The 20,482-nt window shown below is 71.2% G+C and carries 12 protein-coding genes; 3 read left to right on the top strand and 9 right to left on the bottom strand.

Annotation, left to right across the window (positions count from 1 at the left end; genetic code table 11):
• Positions 1 to 92: 92 nt before the first annotated feature.
• Positions 93 to 896 carry a PaaX family transcriptional regulator C-terminal domain-containing protein gene (locus J8M50_RS42365; protein ID WP_010354657.1) on the bottom strand — a complete coding sequence of 268 codons (804 nt, stop codon included), beginning with the start codon at positions 894 to 896 and terminating at the stop codon, positions 93 to 95.
• 74 nt (positions 897 to 970) lie between these two features.
• Here J8M50_RS42365 and J8M50_RS42360 point away from each other — a divergent pair, with 74 nt between their 5' ends.
• Together J8M50_RS42360 and J8M50_RS42355 are read left to right on the top strand one after the other, a co-directional pair.
• On the top strand, positions 971 to 2,620 hold the full coding sequence (locus tag J8M50_RS42360) for an acyl-CoA dehydrogenase family protein (RefSeq protein WP_010354658.1): 1,650 nt from the start codon (positions 971 to 973) through the stop codon (positions 2,618 to 2,620).
• A 71-nt stretch (positions 2,621 to 2,691) separates the two neighbouring features.
• Positions 2,692 to 5,538: a hypothetical protein gene (locus J8M50_RS42355; protein ID WP_141655591.1), complete on the top strand. Its 2,847-nt coding sequence runs from the start codon at positions 2,692 to 2,694 to the stop codon at positions 5,536 to 5,538.
• 35 nt (positions 5,539 to 5,573) lie between these two features.
• Here J8M50_RS42355 and J8M50_RS42350 read toward each other — a convergent pair whose 3' ends face one another.
• Complete coding sequence (locus J8M50_RS42350) at positions 5,574 to 6,221, bottom strand: Rv1733c family protein (RefSeq protein ID WP_010354660.1); 648 nt, start codon at positions 6,219 to 6,221, stop codon at positions 5,574 to 5,576.
• A 273-nt stretch (positions 6,222 to 6,494) separates the two neighbouring features.
• Between J8M50_RS42350 and J8M50_RS42345 the strand changes: the two genes are divergently transcribed.
• On the top strand, positions 6,495 to 7,583 hold the full coding sequence (locus J8M50_RS42345; protein WP_010354661.1) for a WD40/YVTN/BNR-like repeat-containing protein: 1,089 nt from the start codon (positions 6,495 to 6,497) through the stop codon (positions 7,581 to 7,583).
• A 65-nt stretch (positions 7,584 to 7,648) separates the two neighbouring features.
• On the opposite strand, the gene J8M50_RS42340 is transcribed toward J8M50_RS42345, so the two are convergent.
• The 7 genes from J8M50_RS42340 to J8M50_RS42310 all read right to left on the bottom strand — a co-directional run bounded on the left by J8M50_RS42340 (position 7,649) and on the right by J8M50_RS42310 (position 20,026).
• On the bottom strand, positions 7,649 to 8,956 hold the full coding sequence (locus J8M50_RS42340) for a ricin-type beta-trefoil lectin domain protein (protein WP_010354662.1): 1,308 nt from the start codon (positions 8,954 to 8,956) through the stop codon (positions 7,649 to 7,651).
• An 81-nt stretch (positions 8,957 to 9,037) separates the two neighbouring features.
• Positions 9,038 to 11,020 carry an alpha-L-fucosidase gene (locus J8M50_RS42335; RefSeq protein ID WP_029183986.1) on the bottom strand — a complete coding sequence of 661 codons (1,983 nt, stop codon included), beginning with the start codon at positions 11,018 to 11,020 and terminating at the stop codon, positions 9,038 to 9,040.
• Positions 11,021 to 11,055: 35 nt separating this feature from the next.
• Positions 11,056 to 13,452: a ricin-type beta-trefoil lectin domain protein gene (locus J8M50_RS42330; RefSeq protein ID WP_010354664.1), complete on the bottom strand. Its 2,397-nt coding sequence runs from the start codon at positions 13,450 to 13,452 to the stop codon at positions 11,056 to 11,058.
• Between the two features lie 37 nt (positions 13,453 to 13,489).
• Positions 13,490 to 14,932, bottom strand: a complete 1,443-nt coding sequence (locus J8M50_RS42325; protein ID WP_078480874.1) for an arabinofuranosidase catalytic domain-containing protein — start codon at positions 14,930 to 14,932, stop codon at positions 13,490 to 13,492.
• 134 nt (positions 14,933 to 15,066) lie between these two features.
• Positions 15,067 to 16,704, bottom strand: a complete 1,638-nt coding sequence (locus J8M50_RS42320; protein ID WP_010354666.1) for a glycoside hydrolase family 27 protein — start codon at positions 16,702 to 16,704, stop codon at positions 15,067 to 15,069.
• Between the two features lie 42 nt (positions 16,705 to 16,746).
• Positions 16,747 to 18,171, bottom strand: a complete 1,425-nt coding sequence (locus J8M50_RS42315; protein WP_010354667.1) for an arabinofuranosidase catalytic domain-containing protein — start codon at positions 18,169 to 18,171, stop codon at positions 16,747 to 16,749.
• 340 nt (positions 18,172 to 18,511) lie between these two features.
• Positions 18,512 to 20,026, bottom strand: a complete 1,515-nt coding sequence (locus J8M50_RS42310; RefSeq protein WP_010354668.1) for an arabinofuranosidase catalytic domain-containing protein — start codon at positions 20,024 to 20,026, stop codon at positions 18,512 to 18,514.
• Positions 20,027 to 20,482: the final 456 nt, after the last annotated feature.

Genomic DNA, 20,482 nt, shown 5'->3' with positions numbered 1-20,482 from the left:
ACGCAACGCACCCGCACGGTGTTGCGCGCGGCCGGGGTTCGGGGTTTCGGCTGAGCACCGTCCTCGGCGTGCCGCCTCTGCGCGTGCGGCCCTCACTCCGCCCGTTGCGCTCCCTCCGCCTCCCTGCTTCGCCCCGCGCCCATCGCGTTGTCGGTGTCCCCTTCGCCGGTGAGTTGGGTTTCGAACTCCTGGCGGTAGTCGGCGTAGGCCCTGCGCAGGGCCTCTCCCGGCCAGCCGGGGGGCAGGAGGTCGGGTGGGAGGACGGGGTCGGAGAGGAGGTGGCGGACTACTGCGGTGAAAGTCGTGAAGCGGTCGGCTGGGGTTGTGGAGCGGTCCGTGTGGCGGAGCAGGGCCGTGCCGGTGGTCTTCCAGTCCGTCAACGGCCAGAGGGTCGCCGCGAGTTCCCGGGACGGGTTCGTCGGGCGTGTCGTGAAGTGGTGGGTCAGCTCGGTGAGGCGGGCGGGCCAAGGGCGCAGGAGCGTTGCCGGGCGCAGCCAGACGCCCTCGCGGAGTTCCGCCAGGCGCAGGGCCGTCAGGTCGGCCCGGAGTTCCGCTCGTTCCGCCGCCGGGCGGCCCGTCGTCGTGATGACGGCCATCTCCCAGTCGCCGGTCCACGCGCGCGTGCGCGGGTGCAGCGCCTCGTCCTGGCGCCGGCGGCGTTCGAGGAGGCGGTCGCTGAGGCCGTACACCGCGTCCGCGCAGCGCAGGTCGCCGGCGGCGGTCATCCGGCTGAGGGCGGCGCGGAGGGTGGACCCGCCGATGCCGAACGGCTCGACGAGACGTACGAGTTCCCGCACCGGCAGTTCGGGCGGCTGCGCGCCGAGCAGCAGACTCAGGACGACCGACCGGGCGGACAGCGGCCGTAGCCCCGTCTCCGCCGAAACCTCCCTGCGCATGGGCACGTACTCTACGGCCCGCCTCTTCGTGTTGCACTATTGCTACAGCCGCAGCGGAGGCGCAACATGGATGCATGTCATCGACGCCCGCTCCGTCCGCCACCCACGACGTCACGAACCAGCCGCCGCCCCTCGCCCCCTACGACGCCTCGGCCGACCCCGCTCTCCTGGAGGGCCTGCGCCGCGAGGGCGCGGCGTGGGCCGAGGCGGACGTCCGCGCGCTGGGCCTGCGCGCGGGCGGCGTCGAGGCGCAGGAGTGGGGCGACCTGGCCAACCGCCACGAACCGACCCTGCGCACGCACGACCGCTACGGCCACCGCGTGGACGAGGTCGACTTCCACCCGAGCTGGCACTCCCTGATGGACGTCGCCGTCTCCGAGGGCCTCGCGGGCTCCGCGTGGGCGGACGACCGCCCCGGCGCGCACGTCGCGCGTACGGCGGGCGGCCTCGTGTGGAACCACACCGAGGCGGGCCACGGCTGCCCGGTCTCGATGACGTACGCCGCCGTCCCGGCCCTGCGCCACCAGCCGGACCTCGCGAAGGTGTACGAACCGCTGCTCACCGCGCGCGCGTACGAGCCCGGCCTGCGCGTGCCGACGGAGAAGCGCGGCATCCTCGCGGGCATGGGCATGACCGAGAAGCAGGGCGGGTCGGACGTCCGGACGAACACGACGACGGCCACGCCGACCGCCGAGCCCGGCGTGTACGTCCTGCGCGGGCACAAGTGGTTCACGTCGGCCCCCATGTGCGACGTGTTCCTCGTGCTGGCCCAGGCGCCCGACGGCCTGTCCTGCTTCCTCGTCCCGCGCGTCCTGCCCGACGGCACCCGCAACCCGTTCCGGATCCAGCGCCTCAAGGACAAGCTCGGCAACCGCTCCAACGCGTCCTCCGAGCCCGAGTTCGACGGCACGGTCGGCTGGCTGGTCGGGCCCGAGGGGCAGGGTGTGAAGACCATCATCGACATGGTCAACTGCACGCGTCTGGACTGTGTGATGGCGACGGCGACCCTGATGCGCAAGACCCTCGTCGAGGCCGGCCACCACGTCCGCCACCGCACCGCGTTCGGCGCGCGCCTGCTGGACCAGCCCCTCATGCGCAACGTCCTCGCCGACCTCGCGCTCGAATCCGAGGCGGCGACGACGCTCACCCTGCGCCTCGCGGGCGCCGCCGACCGCGCCGCGCGCGGGGACGCCGGTGAGCGGGCCTTCCGCCGCCTCGCCACCGCCGTCGGCAAGTACTGGGTCACCAAGCGCGGGCCCGCGTTCACCGCCGAGGCCCTGGAGTGCCTGGGCGGCAACGGGTACGTCGAGGACTCCGGCATGCCCCGCCACTACCGGGAAGCCCCCCTGCTGTCCATCTGGGAGGGCTCCGGCAACGTCAACGCGCTCGACGTCCTGCGCGCGCTGACCCGCGATCCGGCCACCGCCGAGGCGTACGACGCGGAACTCGCCCTCGCCCGTGGGGCGGACGCGCGCCTCGACGCGGCCCACGCGCGCGTACGGCGTCTGGCCGCGACCGCCTCCCCCTCCCAGGCCCGCCGTGTCGTCGAGACCATGGCCCTCACCCTCCAGGCGTCCCTCCTCGTCCGGCACGCCCCGGCCGCCGTCGCCGATGCGTTCTGCGCGAGCCGGCTCGACGGGGACTGGGGGCACTCCTTCGGTACGCTCCCCGACTCCGCCGACCTCACCGCGATCCTCGACCGCGCGCTTCCCCCAGGGCTCTGACGTCCCGTTTCCTCTGAGTCACCCCTCGACTCCGCATCGTTGTCAGTGGCGTGGTGCACACTCGTGATCAGGTGGCACTTCTGACACACCGTCCGGGGGAGGACCAGGTGTTCACGGGGATCGACGAGGTCGACTGGACCTCACTGCACCACGCACACGGCGACGCCGGGGACGTACCCGGGTGGCTGCGGGCGCTGGCCTCCGAGGAGCGGGGCGAGCGGGAGGCGGCGCTGGACGCGTTGTACGGGGCTGTGCATCACGGGGGCGGGGTGTACGACTCGACACTGGCGGCGGTGCCGTTCTTGCTGGCGGTGGCCGCGCGGGAGGGGGGCGGGGATCGGGCGGGGGTGCTGGAGCTGTTGTTGAGCATTGGGGAGGAGGGGGGTGATTCGGTGGGCCGGTTTGGCGGTTCAGGTGAGGTCGGTGCGGAGGGTGCTTCTGGCTGGGTGGGTGGTTCGGGGGCGGCTGCCGTTCGTGCGGGGGGTGAGTTGTTCGTCGCGCTCACCCTTGATTCCGATCCTGCCGTTCGGCGTGCTGCCGTCACCGGGGTGGCGCGGTTTCTGGACGAGCCCTCGCGGGTGCTGCCGCTTCTGAGCCGGCGGCTGCGGTTCGAGCGGGACGACGATGCGCTGATCGCCGTCGTCGAGGCCGTCGGGCTCTTCGTGCGGCGGCATCCCGCGTACGCGGGCGAGGCGGTCGCGCTCCTCACCACGTACCTTCCCTCGCCCAACCCGCCCGTCCTGCGCCTCGCCGTCCTCGGTCAACTCGCCGCGTACGCGCCTGATCGGCTCCCGCCCGACCTGGTCGCCCTCACGGCGCGGCTCCTGCGGGAACGGTCGTCGCAGTCCACGCGCGCGTGCGAGTCGCCGGGCTCGGAGCAGACGCTCACGGGGCGGTTGCACCGGCTGCGGCCGTCCGACGAGCAGGGCGCGCATCTGATGCGTACGCTGCACAGCGCCCTCGCCGACGACGTCCCCACCCGAACCGCCCTCCTCCAGACCCAACTCCGCCTCCCCTCCCCCACAGACCGTTGCAACGCCGTGCTGCTCTCCGCCGGGTTCATCCGGGAGTGGCGCGCGGACCACTCGGGGCTCGTCGCGCTGATCGGGGAGCAACTGGTCGCTGAGGAGGGGCGGTTGCGGGATGCGGCTGTGTCTGTGCTCGGAGGGTTGTTCGGGGTGGGGGCGCCTGCTGCGGACCGGTTGTACTCGCTGGTGGCGGGGCGGCCTGAGGGGTGGGTCGAGAGGTGGAGGGCGGGGGGTGGGACGGGGTCGGGGGAGGCGGCAGCTTCGGGCGGTGGTGTGGGGGTGGGCGGAAGGGTGACGGGGTTCGGAGGGGTGAGGGGGCTGGGTGGCTCTGCGGCTGCCGCCGAGGCGGGGGTGGGTGGGCTGGGCGGCACCACAACCTCCGGCGAGGCAAGGACGAGGGGGCTGGACGACCCCACGGCCCCCGAGGCGGCGAAGGCGGGCAGGCTAAGCGGCGCCACGCCTTCCAGCAACGCGCAGGCCAGCGAACCGGACGCCCCCTCGACCTCCAACGCAGCGGAGGTAAGCGGGCTAAGCGGCACCACGGCTTCCGGCAACGTGGAAGCCAGCGAACCGGACGGACCTACGGACTCCACCGACGCAGGCGTGAGCAGGCTAAGCGGCACCACGCCCTCCGGCGAGGCGGGAACAAGCAGGTTGGACGACTCCACGACCCCCGAGGCAGCAGAGGCGGGCGGACCAGGCGGCTCCACGGCTTCCAGCAACGCGCAGGCGAGCGAGTTGGACGGCCCCACGGACTCCACCGACGCAGGGGTGAGGAGGCTGGGCAGTTCCGTAGCTTCCGGCGAGGTGTTCCCTGTTGGTGAGGTGCGGGCGTTGGGGAGCGAGGTGGTGCCTAGTGGGGTGAGTGGGTCGGCTGGGTTCGGAGGGGTGGGCGGGTCTGAGGGGTCGGTGGTTTCCGGAGGGGGTGCCGAGGTGGGCGAGGTTGGGCCCGAGAGTGTTGGAGGGGGTGGATCGGTTGGGTCGGGTACGGCCTCCGGTGGTGGGCCTCGGGGAGTTGTTGTGCTGGGAGGGGCGTTGCTTGCGTTGGCTCGGTGTGGGGATCGGCGGGCTGTGGGGGTGTTGAGGGAGGTGTTGGGTGACGGGGAGTTGCCTCGGCATGCTGCGGCCGTGGTGCCGTATTTGGGGGCGGAGGGAGCCTCGCTCGCGCCTGTCTTGCGGCGGCATTTGGAAGTTGTGCCTCTTGAGCAGCCCGAGTCGGAGGAGGTTGTCCGGGGGTTGCTTGTCGCCGTCGGGGAGTTGCGGGATCCGGGCGCCGTGCCTGGGGTGGTGCGGGTGTTGGAGCGTGGGGTTGCCGGGCTTGTCGAGGCGGGGTTCGGGGCGTTGGAGGCGATGGAAAGTGCCGCGCGGGAGGCTCTGCCGGTCGTGCGCGACGCGTTGCGCGGCGTACACAAGGGGGCTGCTGCTGCGGCACTCTGGGCGATCGAGCCGGACGTGTCCCTCGTACTCCCGGTGCTGCTCGACGAGTTGAGCAGCACCGACCCCCACCACCGTGCCCTCACAGCCCGCCGCCTGTCCCACCTGGGCCCTGCGGCCCGCCCCGCGCTGCCCCGCCTGAGGCGTCTCATGACCGACTCCCCCGACACGTGGGAACGAGTCTCGGCGGCCTGCGCGATCACCTCTGTCACCGGCGAGATCGAGAGCGAGGTGAACACCGTCCTACGGTCCGCTTGGCAATCGCATCCCCACACCCGCGTACACATAGCGACAACCCTGACGAACCTCACCCCCGAAGCCGCCGCACCTCTACTCGACCTGGCGACAACGGAGTTGACCCACCGACGCCGCCACACGACCGGGCCGAGCGGACAGACCATCGTCCAGGACGAGAAGCTACTGACCCTGTGCCGAACCCTGACGGCACACCTCTGAACCCCGGTTCCCAGCCTCACACACTCGGACCACCCTCACCCCGTCTGCCGCCTCCCCCACAGCGGATCGAACCGAGCCCAGTCCGCCCCCCACTGATCCATCCTCCGCCGCTCCAGCCGCCCCCGCAGGAGCCTGCCGGTGATGAAAGGGACCGCCGCCGTCGCGGTGCCCGCGAGGGTGCCGACCAGGGTGGAGCGCAGGCGGGCCTGGGAAGGGGTGGTCGGCTCGGTGACCAGGCGGCCCTGCGCGTCCGTCCAGACCTGGACGTGCGTGCCCGCGGAGCTGCCCGCCGGGACCCGGACCTGGCCGGAGTGGGGTATGCCGTCGGGCCCGGGCCAGGTGACCTTGGTCCAGAGCTGCTCCGTACGGGCGGGACTCTGCGGGTCGGCGGACGGCGGCGGAGCCGACTCCGCGAGGGTCCCCTCGACCGTGTGCCACTCCGCGCGCTCGCGGGCGAGCCCCTGTTCCATGCTGTCGGCGGCGGCCCACCCGGCAAGGACCCCGGTCAGGACGGCGAACACCCACGCCCCGAGCAGCACCCACGCCTCGACGACGTCGGAACGCCGCCGGAGGGGATTGCTCCGCCAGCGCCACAGCAGCACCCGCGCCCGCCGATCACGCCACACCGACCCCTGCGGGCGCCGATCGCGCCACAGCCACATCCCCGGACCACGGAACGCCATCGCAGGCTTCCTCCTCATGAGCGCGCGAACATCCCCCGACCGCACTTCCATACGAAGCGAGCCGCCCGGATGCTCAGGGCGAGTCGTGTGACCCGACATTCCCACGCACCCCGCCACCCGCGCAGGCGTCCGCCGGAATGCGCCCGAGGAGAGGCGCTCGAACCTCTGTCCGACCCTGCTGACCTGCGACGATATGGACTCCGGAGGTGACTGTCAGTGGCGGGGTGCAGACTGGCCGGTGCTGGGACAAAGACGTCGCGGAGGTGACCGGAAATGACCGAGGTACTGCTCGCCGTGGGAACCCGCAAGGGCCTGTTCATCGGGCGCAGGAAGAGCGGCACGGAGTGGGAGTTCGACGAGAGCCCGTACTTCAACGCGCAGGCGATCTACTCGGTCGCCATCGACACGAGGGGCGCATCGCCGCGCCTCCTCGCCGGAGGCGACAGCGCGCACTGGGGCCCGTCGGTGTTCCACTCGGACGACCTGGGGCGGACGTGGACGGAACCGGCGAAGCCGGCGGTGAAGTTCCCGCAGGACACGGAGGCCTCGCTGGAGCGCGTCTGGCAGCTGCACCCGGCGGCGGCCGAACCGGGCGTGGTGTACGCGGGCACGGAACCGGCGGCGCTGTACCGCTCGGAGGACCGGGGCGAGAGCTTCGAGCTGGTCCGGCCGCTGTGGGAGCACCCGACGCGCTCGAAGTGGGTTCCGGGCGGCGGCGGTGAGGGCCTGCACACGGTCCTGACGGACGCCCGCGACCCGCGCGCGGTGACGGTCGCGGTGTCGACGGCGGGCGTGTTCCGTACGACGGACGGCGGGGCGAGCTGGGCGCCGTCCAACTCGGGTGTCTCGGCGGTGTTCCTGCCGGACCCGGACCCGGAGTTCGGCCAGTGCGTGCACAAGGTCTCGCGGGACGCGGCGGACCCGGACCGGCTGTACCTCCAGAACCACTGGGGCGTGTACCGCAGCGACGACGGGGGCGCGCACTGGAAGGACATCGGCGCGGGTCTGCCGTCGACGTTCGGCTTCGCGGTCGCCGCGCACCCGCACCGGGGCGGTACGGCGTACGTCTTCCCGATCACGGCGGACGCCGACCGGGTCCCGGCGGACCACCGCTGCCGGGTGTTCCGTACGACGGACGCGGGCGAGACGTGGGAGCCGCTGAGCGCGGGCCTCCCGCAGGCCGCGCACTACGGCACGGTGCTGCGGGACGCGCTGTGCACGGACGACGCGGACCCGGCGGGCGTCTACTTCGGCAACCGCAACGGCGAGGTGTTCGCGTCGGCCGACGAGGGCGACACCTGGCGGCAGTTGGCCTCGCACCTGCCGGACGTACTGTGCGTACGCGCGGCGGTCGTGGGCTGACGGCTCTTACAGAAAACCGGGGGCCAGGCCCGGTCACGTCACCGTGCCTGGCCCCCGCAGACAGGTCAGTTCCGCATGCTCCAGTGCTGGTTGTCACCTCCCGAGCAGCTCCACACCTGGATCTTCGTCCCGTTCCCGGTGCCCTGGCCGACCGCGTCCAGACACAGGCCCGCCTGCGCCGTGGTGATCGTGCCGTCGGCGTTGACGTTCCATTGCTGGTCCGCCTGCCCGCCGCAGTCCCCGATCGTCGCCGGTGTACCGCTGGCGGGAGACTGTCCGACGCCCAGGCACTTGGTGCCGTAGACGACCAGTTGCTTTCCGGTGGAGTAGGTCCACCGCTGGTTCGAGCCGCTGTTGCAGTCCCAGAGCTGGGCCTGGGTGCCGTTGGTGGTCGTGGAGTTGTTGATGTCGAGGCAGCGCCCGGACTGCCGGCCGACGATCTGCTGGTTCCCTGTGGTCGGCGGCGGCTCGTTGTTGGAGCCGAACTGGGTGAAGAACTGCCACACCGCCCCCGACGTCCAGGTGCGCCAGCCGTCACCGGTGGAGCCGTCGATCGGGCCGGGGTCGTGTCCCGCTCCGTCGAACGCGGCCCAGGTGACGGGGTATCCGGACCGGCATCCGGAGTAGGTGGTGATGATGTGCGTCAGGCTGCCGTTGGCCGGCTCGGGCGGATTCTGCGGGGTGCAGCCGTTGGCCCGGACGAAGGTGTTGCGCAGGTCCCGTCCCGACTGGATGGGCAGCACGTTGTCCCGGAGGCCGTGCAGTCCCATGTAGGCGATGGGCTGGTTGCCGCCGCTGCACCCGCTGAGGTTCGCGCCGGAGTAGACCGCGACCGCGCGGAAGACCGTGGCCCGGGAGCAGGCGAGGGCGTAGGACATCGCGCCGCCGTAGCTGAAGCCGGCGGAGAACAGCTGGCTGGAGTCGACGCACAGGCCCGACTCGATCTGGCTGACCATGGCATCGACGAAGGCCACGTCCTGGCCGCCGGGGTTGGCCCAGCCGTTGCCGTTGCCCTGGGGGGCGACGAAGATCGTGCCGTTGTTCGCGCTGTCCGCGAGGCGCCGCAGGCCGTAGTAGGACCAGTTGTATCCGTCGGTGCCGCCCGAGTCGACGTCGTTCATGGTGCCGCCCAGCCAGTGGAAGCCGAAGACCAGCCGGTAGGGGCGGTTGTTGTCGTAGCCAGCCGGGACCCTGAGGATGTAGCTGCGGTTCTGGCCACCGCTCTGGATCGTGTGGGTGCCGCTGGTCAGGGTCGGCGCCTTGCCGCAACCGGAGGTCGGCGCGGCGCGGCCTTGGCCTAAGGAGGTTCCGGCGGCTGACAGAACGAGGAGCATCGCTGCCACGAGGGACAGCAGGAGCGGTTTGTGTTTCATGCACGTCCTCTTCCGTTGTGGGGGATGAACAGGAAGCGCGGATGACAGAGAGTCGTCCAACAGACGGGCCGACCGGGCAGCTCACACCCCAGTGACCGTCCACGCGTTGTTGGTGCTCGCATTCGGTGCCCACAGCGCCGCAGTCGCACCCACGGTCGTGCTCCCGCTGCCGTCGAGGGCGGTACCGGTCCCCCGGTTGACGATCTGATAGCGGTCACCGCCGAGGCTGTTCAGCGACCACTGCTGGTTGTTGCCGCCGTTCCACGCCTGCTGCCGGGCGGGAGCGCCGTTGGCGGCGTTGCCCCAGCTGTCGGCGGCCATGCCGTTGGCGCGGTTCATGATGCGGAAGTAGCCGTTCCCGAGGTCGACGAGCTGCCACTGGAGGTTGGCGCTGCCGTCGTAGTTCCACTGCTTGAGGTTGGAACCGGAGGCGACGGAGCCCCCACTGTCGAGCACCAGCCCGCTGGTCACATTGGCGATCCTGACCCAGGCGGTGGAGCCGCCCGGTGCGCCCAGCACGGGGATCTCACCGGAGAACGTGAGCTTGACCGTGTAGGCCAGCGCGCTGTACGGCGGATTCGACGACGGCATGGCGAAGTGCAGGCCGGAGGCGTCCTGCGTCGGGGCGGGCAGGTTGGTGTAGGTACCGGCGGTGTTGTTCAACAGCTGCGCCGAGGTCAGGGTGCCGAGGTTGAACCGCCCGGAACTCAGCGTGGTGACGGTCAGGGTGGCGCCCTGCCAGCCCAGCGCGGTGAGGTAGAGGACCTTGTTGTCCTGGCTGCGGGTGAAGCGGACGTCCTGCGGTTTCCCGGCCACCGGTCCGCTGAACGAGCCGCCGCCCATCTTGGTGGGGCCCTCGCCGTAGCTGGTCCAGGTGCGGGTGCCGTAGACGGCCTCGCCGAAGCGGCCGAGCCAGTCGCCCATGCCGAGCAGGATCGACTGCTGGCCGGAGGGGATGGTGCCGTCGGCCATCGGCGCGATGTTCAGCAGCATGGTGCCGCCCTTGCTGACCCGGTCGATCAGCGCGTGCAGCAGGGCCTGCGTCGTGTAGTAGCCGATGCCCACGGTGTAGCACCAGCTGGAGGAGGAGATGCTGTCGTCGGTCAGCCAGTAGGGGGTGAGCAGCCCCGCCGGGCCGCCGCGCTCGAAGTCGAAGACCTCGCCCTTGTTGTTGAGGCCGTCCTTGTAGGTCGCGGCCACGTCCTTGTTCCAGGCGACGGCCTGGTTGTAGTAGTGCGCGAGGAACTGGAGCCGGTAGGACTCCTGTACGAGGTTCAGGTCGAAGTCCTGCCAGACCAGGTCCGGCTGGTAGCCGTCGATGACCTCGATCAGCTTGTCGTACCAGAGCTTGTTCTCGGCCGCCGTGCCCTGCTGGCCGTAGAGGATGCGCAGGGCGGGGTCGGACTGGCCGGGGACGTGGTCGTAGTAGCCGTTGAAGTGGTACGCGTGGTGCAGCGAGGCCATGAACTTCAGGCCCTGCCCCCGGATGGCCTGGGCGTGCAGCCCGACGAGGTCGAGTCTCGGGCCGTGCTGGACGGAGTTCCAGGGGTTTACGCGGCTGTTCCACATCGAGAACCCGTCGTGGTGTTCGGCGACAGGGCCCGCGAACCGGGCGCCCGCCGCCTTGAACAGCCTGGCCCAGGCGTCTGGGTCCCAACTCCCGCCCTGCGAGGCGAGCTTGGGGGCGAACTGGACGAAATTGCCCGCCTTGTCGCGGGCTCCGTCGATGAAGTTGTGGTACGGCCACGCCGAGGGGTCGCCGTAGGTGGCGATGTGGTGGCGGTTCTCGTTCGAGCCGCCGACGTACATGTTGCGCGGGTACCACTCGTTGCCGAACGCGGGGACGCTGAAGGCTCCCCAGTGGTAGTAGATGCCGAACTTGGCGTCCTGGAACCAGGCCGGGGACGGGGGGTGCTGGTCGACGGAGGCCCAGCTCGCGGTGTAGCTGGAGGGGCCGTCGGTGGCGGCGGCCTGCGGGGCGAACCGCAGCAGGCCGAGGGCGGTGGCCGCGCCGGTCGCCGCGAGCAGCCGGCGGCGGCTGAGGGGGTGCTGGGTGAAGGTCATGCGGGTGCCCTTCAAAATCGGGATGGGTGCGCCGGTCAGTCGCGCGTCCACTTCTGGTTGCCGGCTCCGGTGCAGGTCCACAGCGCCAGCAGGGTGCCGTTGGCGGTTCCCGAGCCGGTGGCGTCCAGGCACAGGCCGGACGGGGTGCCGGTGATGGTGCCGTCGTCGTGGAACGCCCACTTCTGTCCGGCGGCGCCCGTGCACGCCGCGATGACGGCCTTGGCGCCGGTGGCGCCGCTCCCCGCGTCCAGGCAGGAGTTGCCGTAGACCCGCAGTTCACCGGCCGTGGTGCTCGCCCACTGCTGGTTGGCGCCGCCGTTGCAGTCCCACAGCGTCACCTGGGTGCCGGGGGTCTGCGACTGGTTGGGCACGTCCACGCACCGGCCGGAGGCGACCCCGACGATCCGTCCGGTCGTACCGCCTCCCCCGCTGCCGGGGGTGAGGGACAGGTTGTCGAACTGCGCCGTCTCGCTCTGGCTGGTCGCGTAGCCGATCTGCCCGCCCGCCCAGGTGCGGTCGCTCGCGGAACCGGCCGTCGCGCCGTCGATGGCGGCGGTGATGGTGGTGCCGGAGAAGGTGAGGGCCAGGGTGTGCCACCGGCCGGTGCCGAGCGCTCCGGTCGTGCCGCTCGCGAGGGTGGCGACGTTCCCGTTGGTGTTCGAGTTGAGGATCTGCCAGGCCCCGGTGTCGCTGACCCGCAGGTGGTAGGCGTTCAGCCCGCCGGTGCTGCTGTAGTCCTGGCCGTTCGCGCGGCCGATCAGCTCGACGTATCCCGGCTGTTCGAGCAGGACGTCGGACGACACCGTGTAGTTGCCCCAGCCGACGTCGCCGAGCAGGGCGTGCGGGTCGGACAGCGCGTCCCACGTGATCGGCTTCTGGGGGCTCATCTGGCGTACGCACCTGCCGCCGCGTCCGGCGCCGCAGGCCGTCACCTCGAAGGCGCCCTGCCAGTCCATGAGGTACTTCGCCTCGGTGCCGGTGGCGTAGCCGTCGAAGGAGTCGCTGTACGGCAGGCTCATGGCGCCCTGGGCGGGGCCGGTGGCGGTGCCTTTGCCCTGGCCGGTCGTGGTGGTGAGGGTGTAGACGCGGTGGGGCTGCACGGTCAGGCTGAAGGAGCCGCCGGAGGGCGTGATGTCGGCGGTGTGCGCGAACTGGTCGGCCGGGTTGGTGGAGTTGACGTCGGTCGACCAGACGTGGACGGTCCCGTTCGACAGGCCGCCGGTCACGTTCAGGTCCAGGGTCTGGGCGCTGCCCGCGTCCATCGTCTCGATGACGGTGGAGTAGTCGGAGGTGCCGGGGGACCTCAGCGAGACGTAGCTGCCGTTGTTCCGGTTGCCGCCGAGGTAACCGCTGGAGGAGTCGAGGTACTTCCAGCCGGGGGCGGTGAACTGGGTGGTCTGCGCCATGACCCAGGTGTTCTTGCCGACCGCGTAGTGCCCGGACCACGGCTGCGCGGCCAGGGCGACGCCCATGGTGGGGTACGGCAGGTTGGGGGTGATCGCGGCGACCACCGGCCAGTTGAGGTAGGCGGTCATCCGGCCGTCGATGTAGCCGCGGTTGATGCCGCGGGCCACGGCCGGGGCGCCCGCGTTGTAGTCGTCCGAGCCGTTCTCGCTGGCCCACAGCTGCTTGCCGGTCGAGGTGGCCGCCGCCGGGACCGAGCAGTTGGTCTGTGCGGACCGGTAGCCGCAGGGGTAGTGCGTGCCGATGCTGTCCACCGCCGCCCGGAACGCCGCGTTGGAGTTGACGTCGTTCGCCACGGCCCAGTCCGAGTCGGCGGCGACGATCTTGACGTTGCCGTAGCCGCCCGCGTTGAGCGCGTTACGTAGTTGCACGTACCAGGAGACGTTGTAGCCGCGCTCGTTCCAGCCGCCGAGGTAGTCGATGGTCAGCCCGTGCTGTTTGGCGCAACCCAGCCACGAGACCAGGTAGTTGACCATGTCGGTGGACCAGAAGTTGCCGCCGCCGATCCAGCCGGGCGCGCCCCAGGCGAGGCCGTAGAGCTTGATGGCGGGGTTGCGGGCCTTGGCCTGCTCCATGAGCCACCACTCGTAGCCCCGATCGCAGTTCAGGTCGGAGCGGGTGTGCTGGTGGCTCGGTTCGGCGCCGGAGGTGGAGTTGGTGTCGCCGCCGATCTCGGCCTTGAGGATCTGGAGGGAGGCGCCGTAGCCGGGCTTGAAGAGGTAGTCGAGGACCTGGCCTCGCTGGGGCTCGGGGTAGTCGACCAGGAGTCTGCTGTTGCCGCCCCCGCCGCTGATCGCGCCGACGCCGTCGAAGGTCCGGCCGCCGGACGTGCCGTTGACCGTGATCGAGGTGGCGGCCTGGGCCGGCGTGGCGACCGTGCCGACGAGGCCGCCGGCGGCCAGCAGGAGGCCCGTGAGCACGGCCGTCGGGACACGCAGGCGCCGCAGCAGCCGTCTGAATGCGGACACGGTGGGGTTCCTTTCGCAGGTCGGTGGGGTCGTGCGGTCAGTTCAGCGTCCATTTCTGGTTGGCCTGGCCGCTGCACGCCCACAGCTGTACGGGGGTCCCGTTGGCGGTGGCCGCGCCCGACACGTCCAGGCACAGTCCGGACGGGGCGCTGGTGACGGTGGTGTCGGGGGTGAGCGTCCAGCGCTGGTTGCTCTGGCCGTTGCAGGTCCAGGTGATGGCCTTGGTCCCGTTGCTGGTGCCCTGCCCGGAGGCGTCGAGGCACAGGCGGTTGCCCGCGAGAGTGACGGCCAGTTCGCCGGAGTCGCTGCGCGTCCAGGTCTGGTTGGCGGCGCCGGAGCAGTCCCGGATCTGTGTCTGCGTCCCCGGTGTCGTGGAACTGCCGGGCACCTCCAGGCACTTGCCCGCGCCCACCGCGTGCAGCGCGCCGGTGGTGGTGCCGCCGCCGTTCCCCGTGCCGTAGCCGGCGGCGGTGACGCCGGTCTGGACGGCGTTCTCGGTGGCGTCGGAGGGGTAGCCCGCCGTGATCGCGCCCTCGAAGAACTCGCCCTGGCCCGAGACGCTGTTGTCGCCCCCGGTGCCGAGGAGGACGGAGCTGTCGACCTTCATCGGGGAGTAACCGGCCGGCAGAGGTCCGGAGAAGGTGGTGGTCAGCCCGCCGGTGGCGGCGTTGCCGTACTTCAGGGTGAAGTTGCTGGTGCCGTTGTTCTTCAGCCACGCGCTGACGAACGGGAGGTGCACGCCCTGGTTGTTCGGGTCCTTGTTGGAGCCGGTGTTGGTGTGGAACATGCCGTTCTCCAGGTCGGCCTCGACCCACGGCCCGCTTCCGGTGCAGTTCTTGAACCAGCAGGCGTTGCCCCAGTAGATGGCGTTCATGGTGGCGTTGCCGGTGTCGGTGTGGGAGTTCTCGCCGCTGCCGTAGTCGAAGCAGCACCACTGGTTGGTGTAGTTCGACGACGTCACCATGTAGAGGCCCTCGGGCTGGGAGCCGGTGGGGACGCCGCTCGCGTGGTCGACGCGGTAGCCGACGCCTTGGGTGACCTTGACGCCGAAGACCTGGTGCCCGGCGGCGGTCACCGGCAGGGCCATGGCGTCGGCCCCCACGTCCGCGCCATTGGGTCCCGGCCCCTTCCAGAAGCCGCCCCAGGAGATGGGCATGTCGTTGTGCCGGGCCGTCTGGTCGTAGATCTTCGTGATGGTGCACGAGGTGCCCGCGCAGAACGAGACCTGTGCGGCGGCATCGGCGTAGCCGCCCGGGGCGAGCAGCCCGATGTCGCGGTAGGCGCGGTCGGAGTTCCGCTGGATCTGGTAGAGCGGCCCGTTGTACGCCGCGAAGAGCGCCCTGGTCGTGGCGTGCGCCGTCACGCAGGGGGTGCCGCCTGCGGCGTAGAGGTCGCAGGGGAGGGACGCGTCCGCGACGGCGGGTGCCTCACCACGGGTGTAGGTCGCGAACGCCGGGGTGCCCAGCGCGGCGAGGGCCATCACCAGGGCGATCAGGAGCGCCACCGGGAATCGCCTCGGCCGGCGGCCGGCCGCTGTCGGTACTGCTGCTGCGGTCAAGGAGACCTCCTTGATGGCGGTGCCGTGGGGCGGCACCGAGACTGCCGGTGGCCGGGTCATGCCAGCGTCCATCGCTGGCTGCCGGCGCCGTTGCAGGTCCACAGCTCGGCGGGGCTTCCGTCCGCTGTGGCGCCTCCGGTGACGTTCAGGCACAGGCCGGACTGGACGCCGGTGATCGTGCCGCCCGCGCTGTCGGGGTGCAGCGTCCACTGCTGGTTGCGCTGGCCGTTGCAGGGCCAGATCACCACCTTGGTGCCTGGCGTGGTCTGGTTGTCGTAGGCGTCCAGACACATCTGGCCGGAGTAGACGGTGAGTTGACCGGAGGCGGAGTGCGTCCAGGTCTGGTTGGCGGCGCTGTGGCAGCCCCAGATCACCACCTGGGTCCCGGCCGTCGTGGTGGAGTCGGGCACGTCCAGGCACTTGCCCGCGCCGACGGCGTGCAGCGCTCCGGTCACGCCGGTGCCGCCCCCGCCGGTGCCGCCCGCGACCCGGTACATGACCGTGCCGTGGGCCGGTACCGAGGCGCTGATGGTGCCCGATGTCGTCGAGGTCGCTCCGGACCACAGGTCGGTGAGGGTGTAGGAGGACGCGCCCGTCTTGCCGATGGCGCCGGCCGTGGTGGAGATGGTCGTGGTGGAGCCCGTCTCGTTGAACAGGGCCACCGACACGTCCCCGCCTGCAAGCGGCTTGGCCAGGACGTCCCGGCCTCCCGAGGACGACACCAGGGTGCCCTGTTTGCCGAGCGGGTCCTGGTCGACGGCGATCACGCGGGAGTTGGTGAGGACGGCCAGGGTGTCGGCGCTCGCCTGCGGGATGTTGGTGCCCGCGATGAGCGGTGCGGCCATCTCCGCCCAGAGGCTGAACTCGCTGCGGTTCTCGGTGGCCGTCATCGAGCCGTTGCCGACCTCCAGCATGTCGGGGTCGTTCCAGTGGCCGGGACCGGCGTAGGAGGCGAGCCCGACGTTGCTGTGGAAGATCGACAGCATGCTGGAGAAGTTCGCGCTGATGTCTCCGGTGGTGCGCCAACTGTTGCCCACGTCCGCGCCCCAGGTCCACACGTTGTCCTGGCCCCAGTTGCACAGGCTGTACAGGATCGGCCGGCCGGTGGCCGCCAGGGCGTCCCGCATCGCGGTGTACCGGTTCCGGGCGGGTGCGCCGGTGTTGTTGCAGTTGTCGTACTTCAGGTAGTCCACGCCCCACGAGGCGAACGACTGGGCGTCGGTGGTCTCGTGGCCGAGGCTGCCCGGGTAGCCCGCGCAGGTGGCGGTGCCCGCGTCCTCGTAGATCCCCAGTTTCAGGCCCAGGGAGTGGACGTAGTCGGCGGTGCCCTTGATGCCGTCGGGGAACTTGGCGGGGTCCGGGACCAGACGGCCGGCCGCGTCGCGGTTGTGGGTCATCCAGCAGTCGTCGATGTTGACGTACGTGTAGCCGGCGGCCTGCATGCCGTTGGTGTGCATCGCCTGGGCGGTGGACTTGATCAGCGACTCGGAGACGTTGCACCCGTAGGCGTTCCAGTCGTTGAAACCCATCTGCGGGGTGAGGGCGAGCCCGTTGCCGAGGGCGGCGGCGGGCTGGGCGGTGCCGAGGGAGAGCAGGGGGACGGCGGCGGCGAGCAGGGTGGCGCAGAAGGCGAGGGCCAGGGCTCTGCGCCGGGGCTGCCTGGGGCGTCCGGCTTTCACGGTGGTCGAGGGCATGGGGCATCGACTCCTGGTGCGGGGACGGAAGGTGAGGGGCCGTCAGCGGTAGCCGGCGGCGGTGATGTTGGCCTGCACCGCGTTGTCGGTCGCCTCGGAGGGGTAGCCGGCGACGATCGCGCCTTCGTAGAAGGTGCCGGCGCTCTGGTTGGCGCCGCCGCCCGGCTTGCAGCAGTCTCCGCCGCTGCCCAGGACGATGGCGCCCTGCTTCTTCATGGGGCTGTAGCCGCCGGGAAGGCCGCCGTCCCAGAGGGTGGTCAGGCCGCCGGACTGGGCGTTGCCGCCCTTGAGGGCGAACCGCGAGGTGCCGTTGTTCTTGAGCATCGCGGTGACGAACTTGTTCGGGAACGCCCGCTGGCCCGGGTTCCAGGACTGGCTGCCGCCGGAGTACAGGCCCCATTCGAGGTCGGCCTGCACCCACGGGCCGCTGCCCGCACAGCCGCCGAACCAGCACTCGGTGCCGAAGTTGATCGCGTCCATCGCCCCGGCCGCGTCGGCTTTGCGGGTCGTCTCGCTGTTGCCGTAGTCGAAGCAGCAGCCCGCGTTGACGTGGGTGCCGCTGGTGACCATGTACGCCCCTTCGGGTGCGGCGCCGGTCGGTACGCCCGTGAGGTGGCCGTCGCGCCAGTAGCTGTTCCCGGGGTTGATGTACAGCGAGTACGCCTTGGTGCCGCCCGCTGTGAGCGACTCGGAGGTCGCCTTCGCGGGGCTGCTCTGGCTGGAGCCCGGGACCTGGGCCGAGCCCTGGTACCAGAGGTCGTTGCCGCGTCCTGACTGGTCGCGGACGACGGTGATCACGCAGGTGGTGCCCGCGCAGAAGGTGTCCTGCGCGGCGGCGTCGGCGAAGCCGCCGGGTGCCCGTACGCCGATGTCCCTGGTGGCGTTGTCGGAGGCGCGCCTGACCTGGTAGAGGGAGCCGTTGTACGTGCCGTAGAGGGCGCGCACCGTGCTGTGCGCGGCCACGCACGCCGTGCCGCCCGCCGCGTAGAGGTCGCACGGTCCGGAGCCGCCTGCGGGCGGGGGCGTCGACGTGGTCCACTTCTGGTTGCTCTGGCCGTTGCAGGTCCACAGGATGACCGGGGTGCCGTTGGCCGTGGCCGCCCCGCTGACGTCCAGGCAGAATCCGGAGGCGGTGGCGGTGACGGAGCCGTCGGTGTTCTGCCGCCACACCTGGGTCGCCCGTCCGTCGCAGGCGCGGATGACGGCGGGGGCTCCGGGCGTGGTCCGGGTGTCGACGGCGTCCGCGCACCGGGTGCCGTTCAGCGTCTTCAGCTCGCCGGCCGCGCTGAACTGGAAGGCCTGGCCGGCCTGGTCGCCGCAGTCCCGGATCTCCAGCGCCGTGCCCGGGGTGTCGGCCTCGCCCTTGACGTCGAGACATCGTCCGGACGCCGAACTCACCAGCGCCGGGCCGGACTTGGGGGCCGGCCAGGTGGGCGCGGCGGCCAGGAGCATGGCCAGCAGGGCCATCACCCCGATCACGGCCGGGGCCGGTAAGCGGGAGAGGCGAGCCGCGAGGCTGCGGGGCGGAGCGGATGGAGACTGCATCCTGTGTCCTCGGCTGGGCGTGGGGGGTGGGGAGTGTGCCGTGCCGGTGCGAAGGGGGTGTCGTGGAGCACTCAGACATCCCATGTCGTCAGTGGTCCCACAGGCTCAATACCCTGTCAATAGACCTGTCTCAGCGATTTCTGATCCCATACATCCCATGTCTCTGCTGGTCAGAGAGGTCTGAGGGCGCGCCGAGACCCGCGTCCGGCGACGGCTGTCATGCCGGGCGCGGGTGGGTCCGTACGGACCGCCGTCGTTCAGGTCAGCCGAGGTTCCAGCGCTGGTTCGAACCGCCGTTGCACGTCCAGAGTTCCGCCAGGGCTCCGTTGGCCGTGGAGGCCCCGGTGACGTCCAGGCAGAGGCCGGACTGGACGCCCGTGACCGTGCCGTCGGCGTTCAGCTGCCACTGCTGGTTGGCCCCGCCGTTGCACGGCCAGGTCACCGCCTTCGTACCGGCGGAGGTCTGGCCCCCGTAGGCGTCCAGGCACATCTGGCCGCTGCCGGAGTAGACCGTCAGCTGGCCGGACGCCGTCCGGGTCCAGGTCTGGTTGGCGCCCCCGGAGCAGTCCCGGATCTGGAGCTGGGTGCCCGCCGTGGTGGACGAGTTCGGCACGTCCAGGCACTTGCCCGCGCCCACCGCGTGCAGCGCGCCCGTACTCGTCCCGCCGGTGGAGGTGCTGTATCCGGCGGCGGTGATGTTCGCCTGGACGGCGTTCTCGGTGGCGTCCGACGGGTAGCCGGTGGTCATCACGCCTTCGTAGAAGGTGCCCTGGGCGCCCTTGCTGTTGTCGCCGCCGATGCCCAGGATGATGGCTCCCTGTTTGCGCATCGGGTTGTAGCCCGCGACGTTGGGGCGCACCCCGTCGTAGAAGGTGGACAGGCCGCCGGACTGCGCGTCGCCGCCCCGGATCGCCCAGTGGTTCGGGCCGCCCTTGACGACGGCGGTCGTGTACCGGTGGCTGATCGTCGGGTCGTTCGCGTTGTAGTGCTGGTTGACGCCCGAGAACAGGCCGTTCTCCAGGTCGGCCATGATCCAGGGGCCGTTGCCGCTGCCGTAGCCCCAGACCTTGATGTTGCCGAAGTAGATGGCCTCCATGGTGCCGTTGCCGTCGTCGTTGTTGTCCGTCTCGGCGTTGCCGTAGTCGAAGCAGCAGCCGCCGTTGTAGTGCGTGCCGTCGAAGATCGCGTACATGCCTTCGGGGCTGTCACCGGTGGCGATGCCGTTCGTGCGGTTGTTGCGGTAGCCGGTGCCGGGTGCGACGAAGACGCCGTACGCCTTGTGACCGCCCACCGTCGTGGGCGCGGCGGTCGCGTTCGCGAGGTTGTCGGGGCCTCCCGCCGCGCCGCCGCCGGGGGCCTGGGTGAGGTGGTTGCCTCGGCCCGACTGGTCGTAGACGACCGTGATCAGGCAGGTCGTGCCCGCGCAGAACGCGTCCTGGGAGGCCGCGTCGGCGGTGCCGCCCGCCGCCAGGACGCCGATGTCGCGCGTGGTGTTGTCGGAGGCGCGCCGGACTTGGTAGAGCGGCCCGTTGTACGCGGCGTACAGCGCCCGCGTCGTGCTGTGCGCCGCCACGCACGGGGTGCCCCCGGTCGCGTAGAGGTCGCACGGGCCGGATGTGGCCGCCCCTGCCTGTCCTGCCGTGGCGGTGGCACCGGCCAGGGCTCCGCAGAGGAGTACGGCTGCGGCGGCGGCCCGGCCGAACGCCCTCCGGGCAGGTATGGGCTTGACGCCGTCGCGGTTCGACAGCGGGTGGTGTCTCGTTCGTACGGCTCTCATCTGGTCTCCCTACCGTCTCGGCGTCCACCGGTCGGGTCGTGGGGACGGCGCCGGCGATTGCCGGGCGCGCTGGAACGTGCCGTGGTGCGGGGGAACGCGGAAAGGTCGCGGAGGGGAGATGGTGCCCTCGACGTCACGGGGCTGTCCGTGGTGGGGAGGCTCCGTCTGCGCACCTTGGCGCCGAATCGATTCGACTGCTGATCGCGGTGTTCCGCAAGGCATCTGCGCCGTCGAAAAGTTGCGGCGCGGCGGGCGGGGCAACCCGACGCAGGTGCCCGCAGGGCCCGCGCGACGGAAACGGCCGGTGTCCGCGCGGCGGGCTGAGCAGCGGGGCGACCGAACGGTCGGACCAGGAGGGCGGGCGAGGGGACACTCAGGCCTTGCGCTACGCGCCGGTGAGCCGTACGGCGGTCCACCGGCGCGCGTCATCACTCGCGGCCGGGTGTCGAAGCGCTT

Origin of the sequence: Streptomyces acidiscabies (assembly GCF_020010905.1) — a bacterium.
In the GTDB taxonomy this organism is placed as follows: Bacteria; Actinomycetota; Actinomycetes; order Streptomycetales; family Streptomycetaceae; genus Streptomyces; species Streptomyces acidiscabies.
This window is presented reverse-complemented; position numbering and strand designations above follow the sequence as displayed.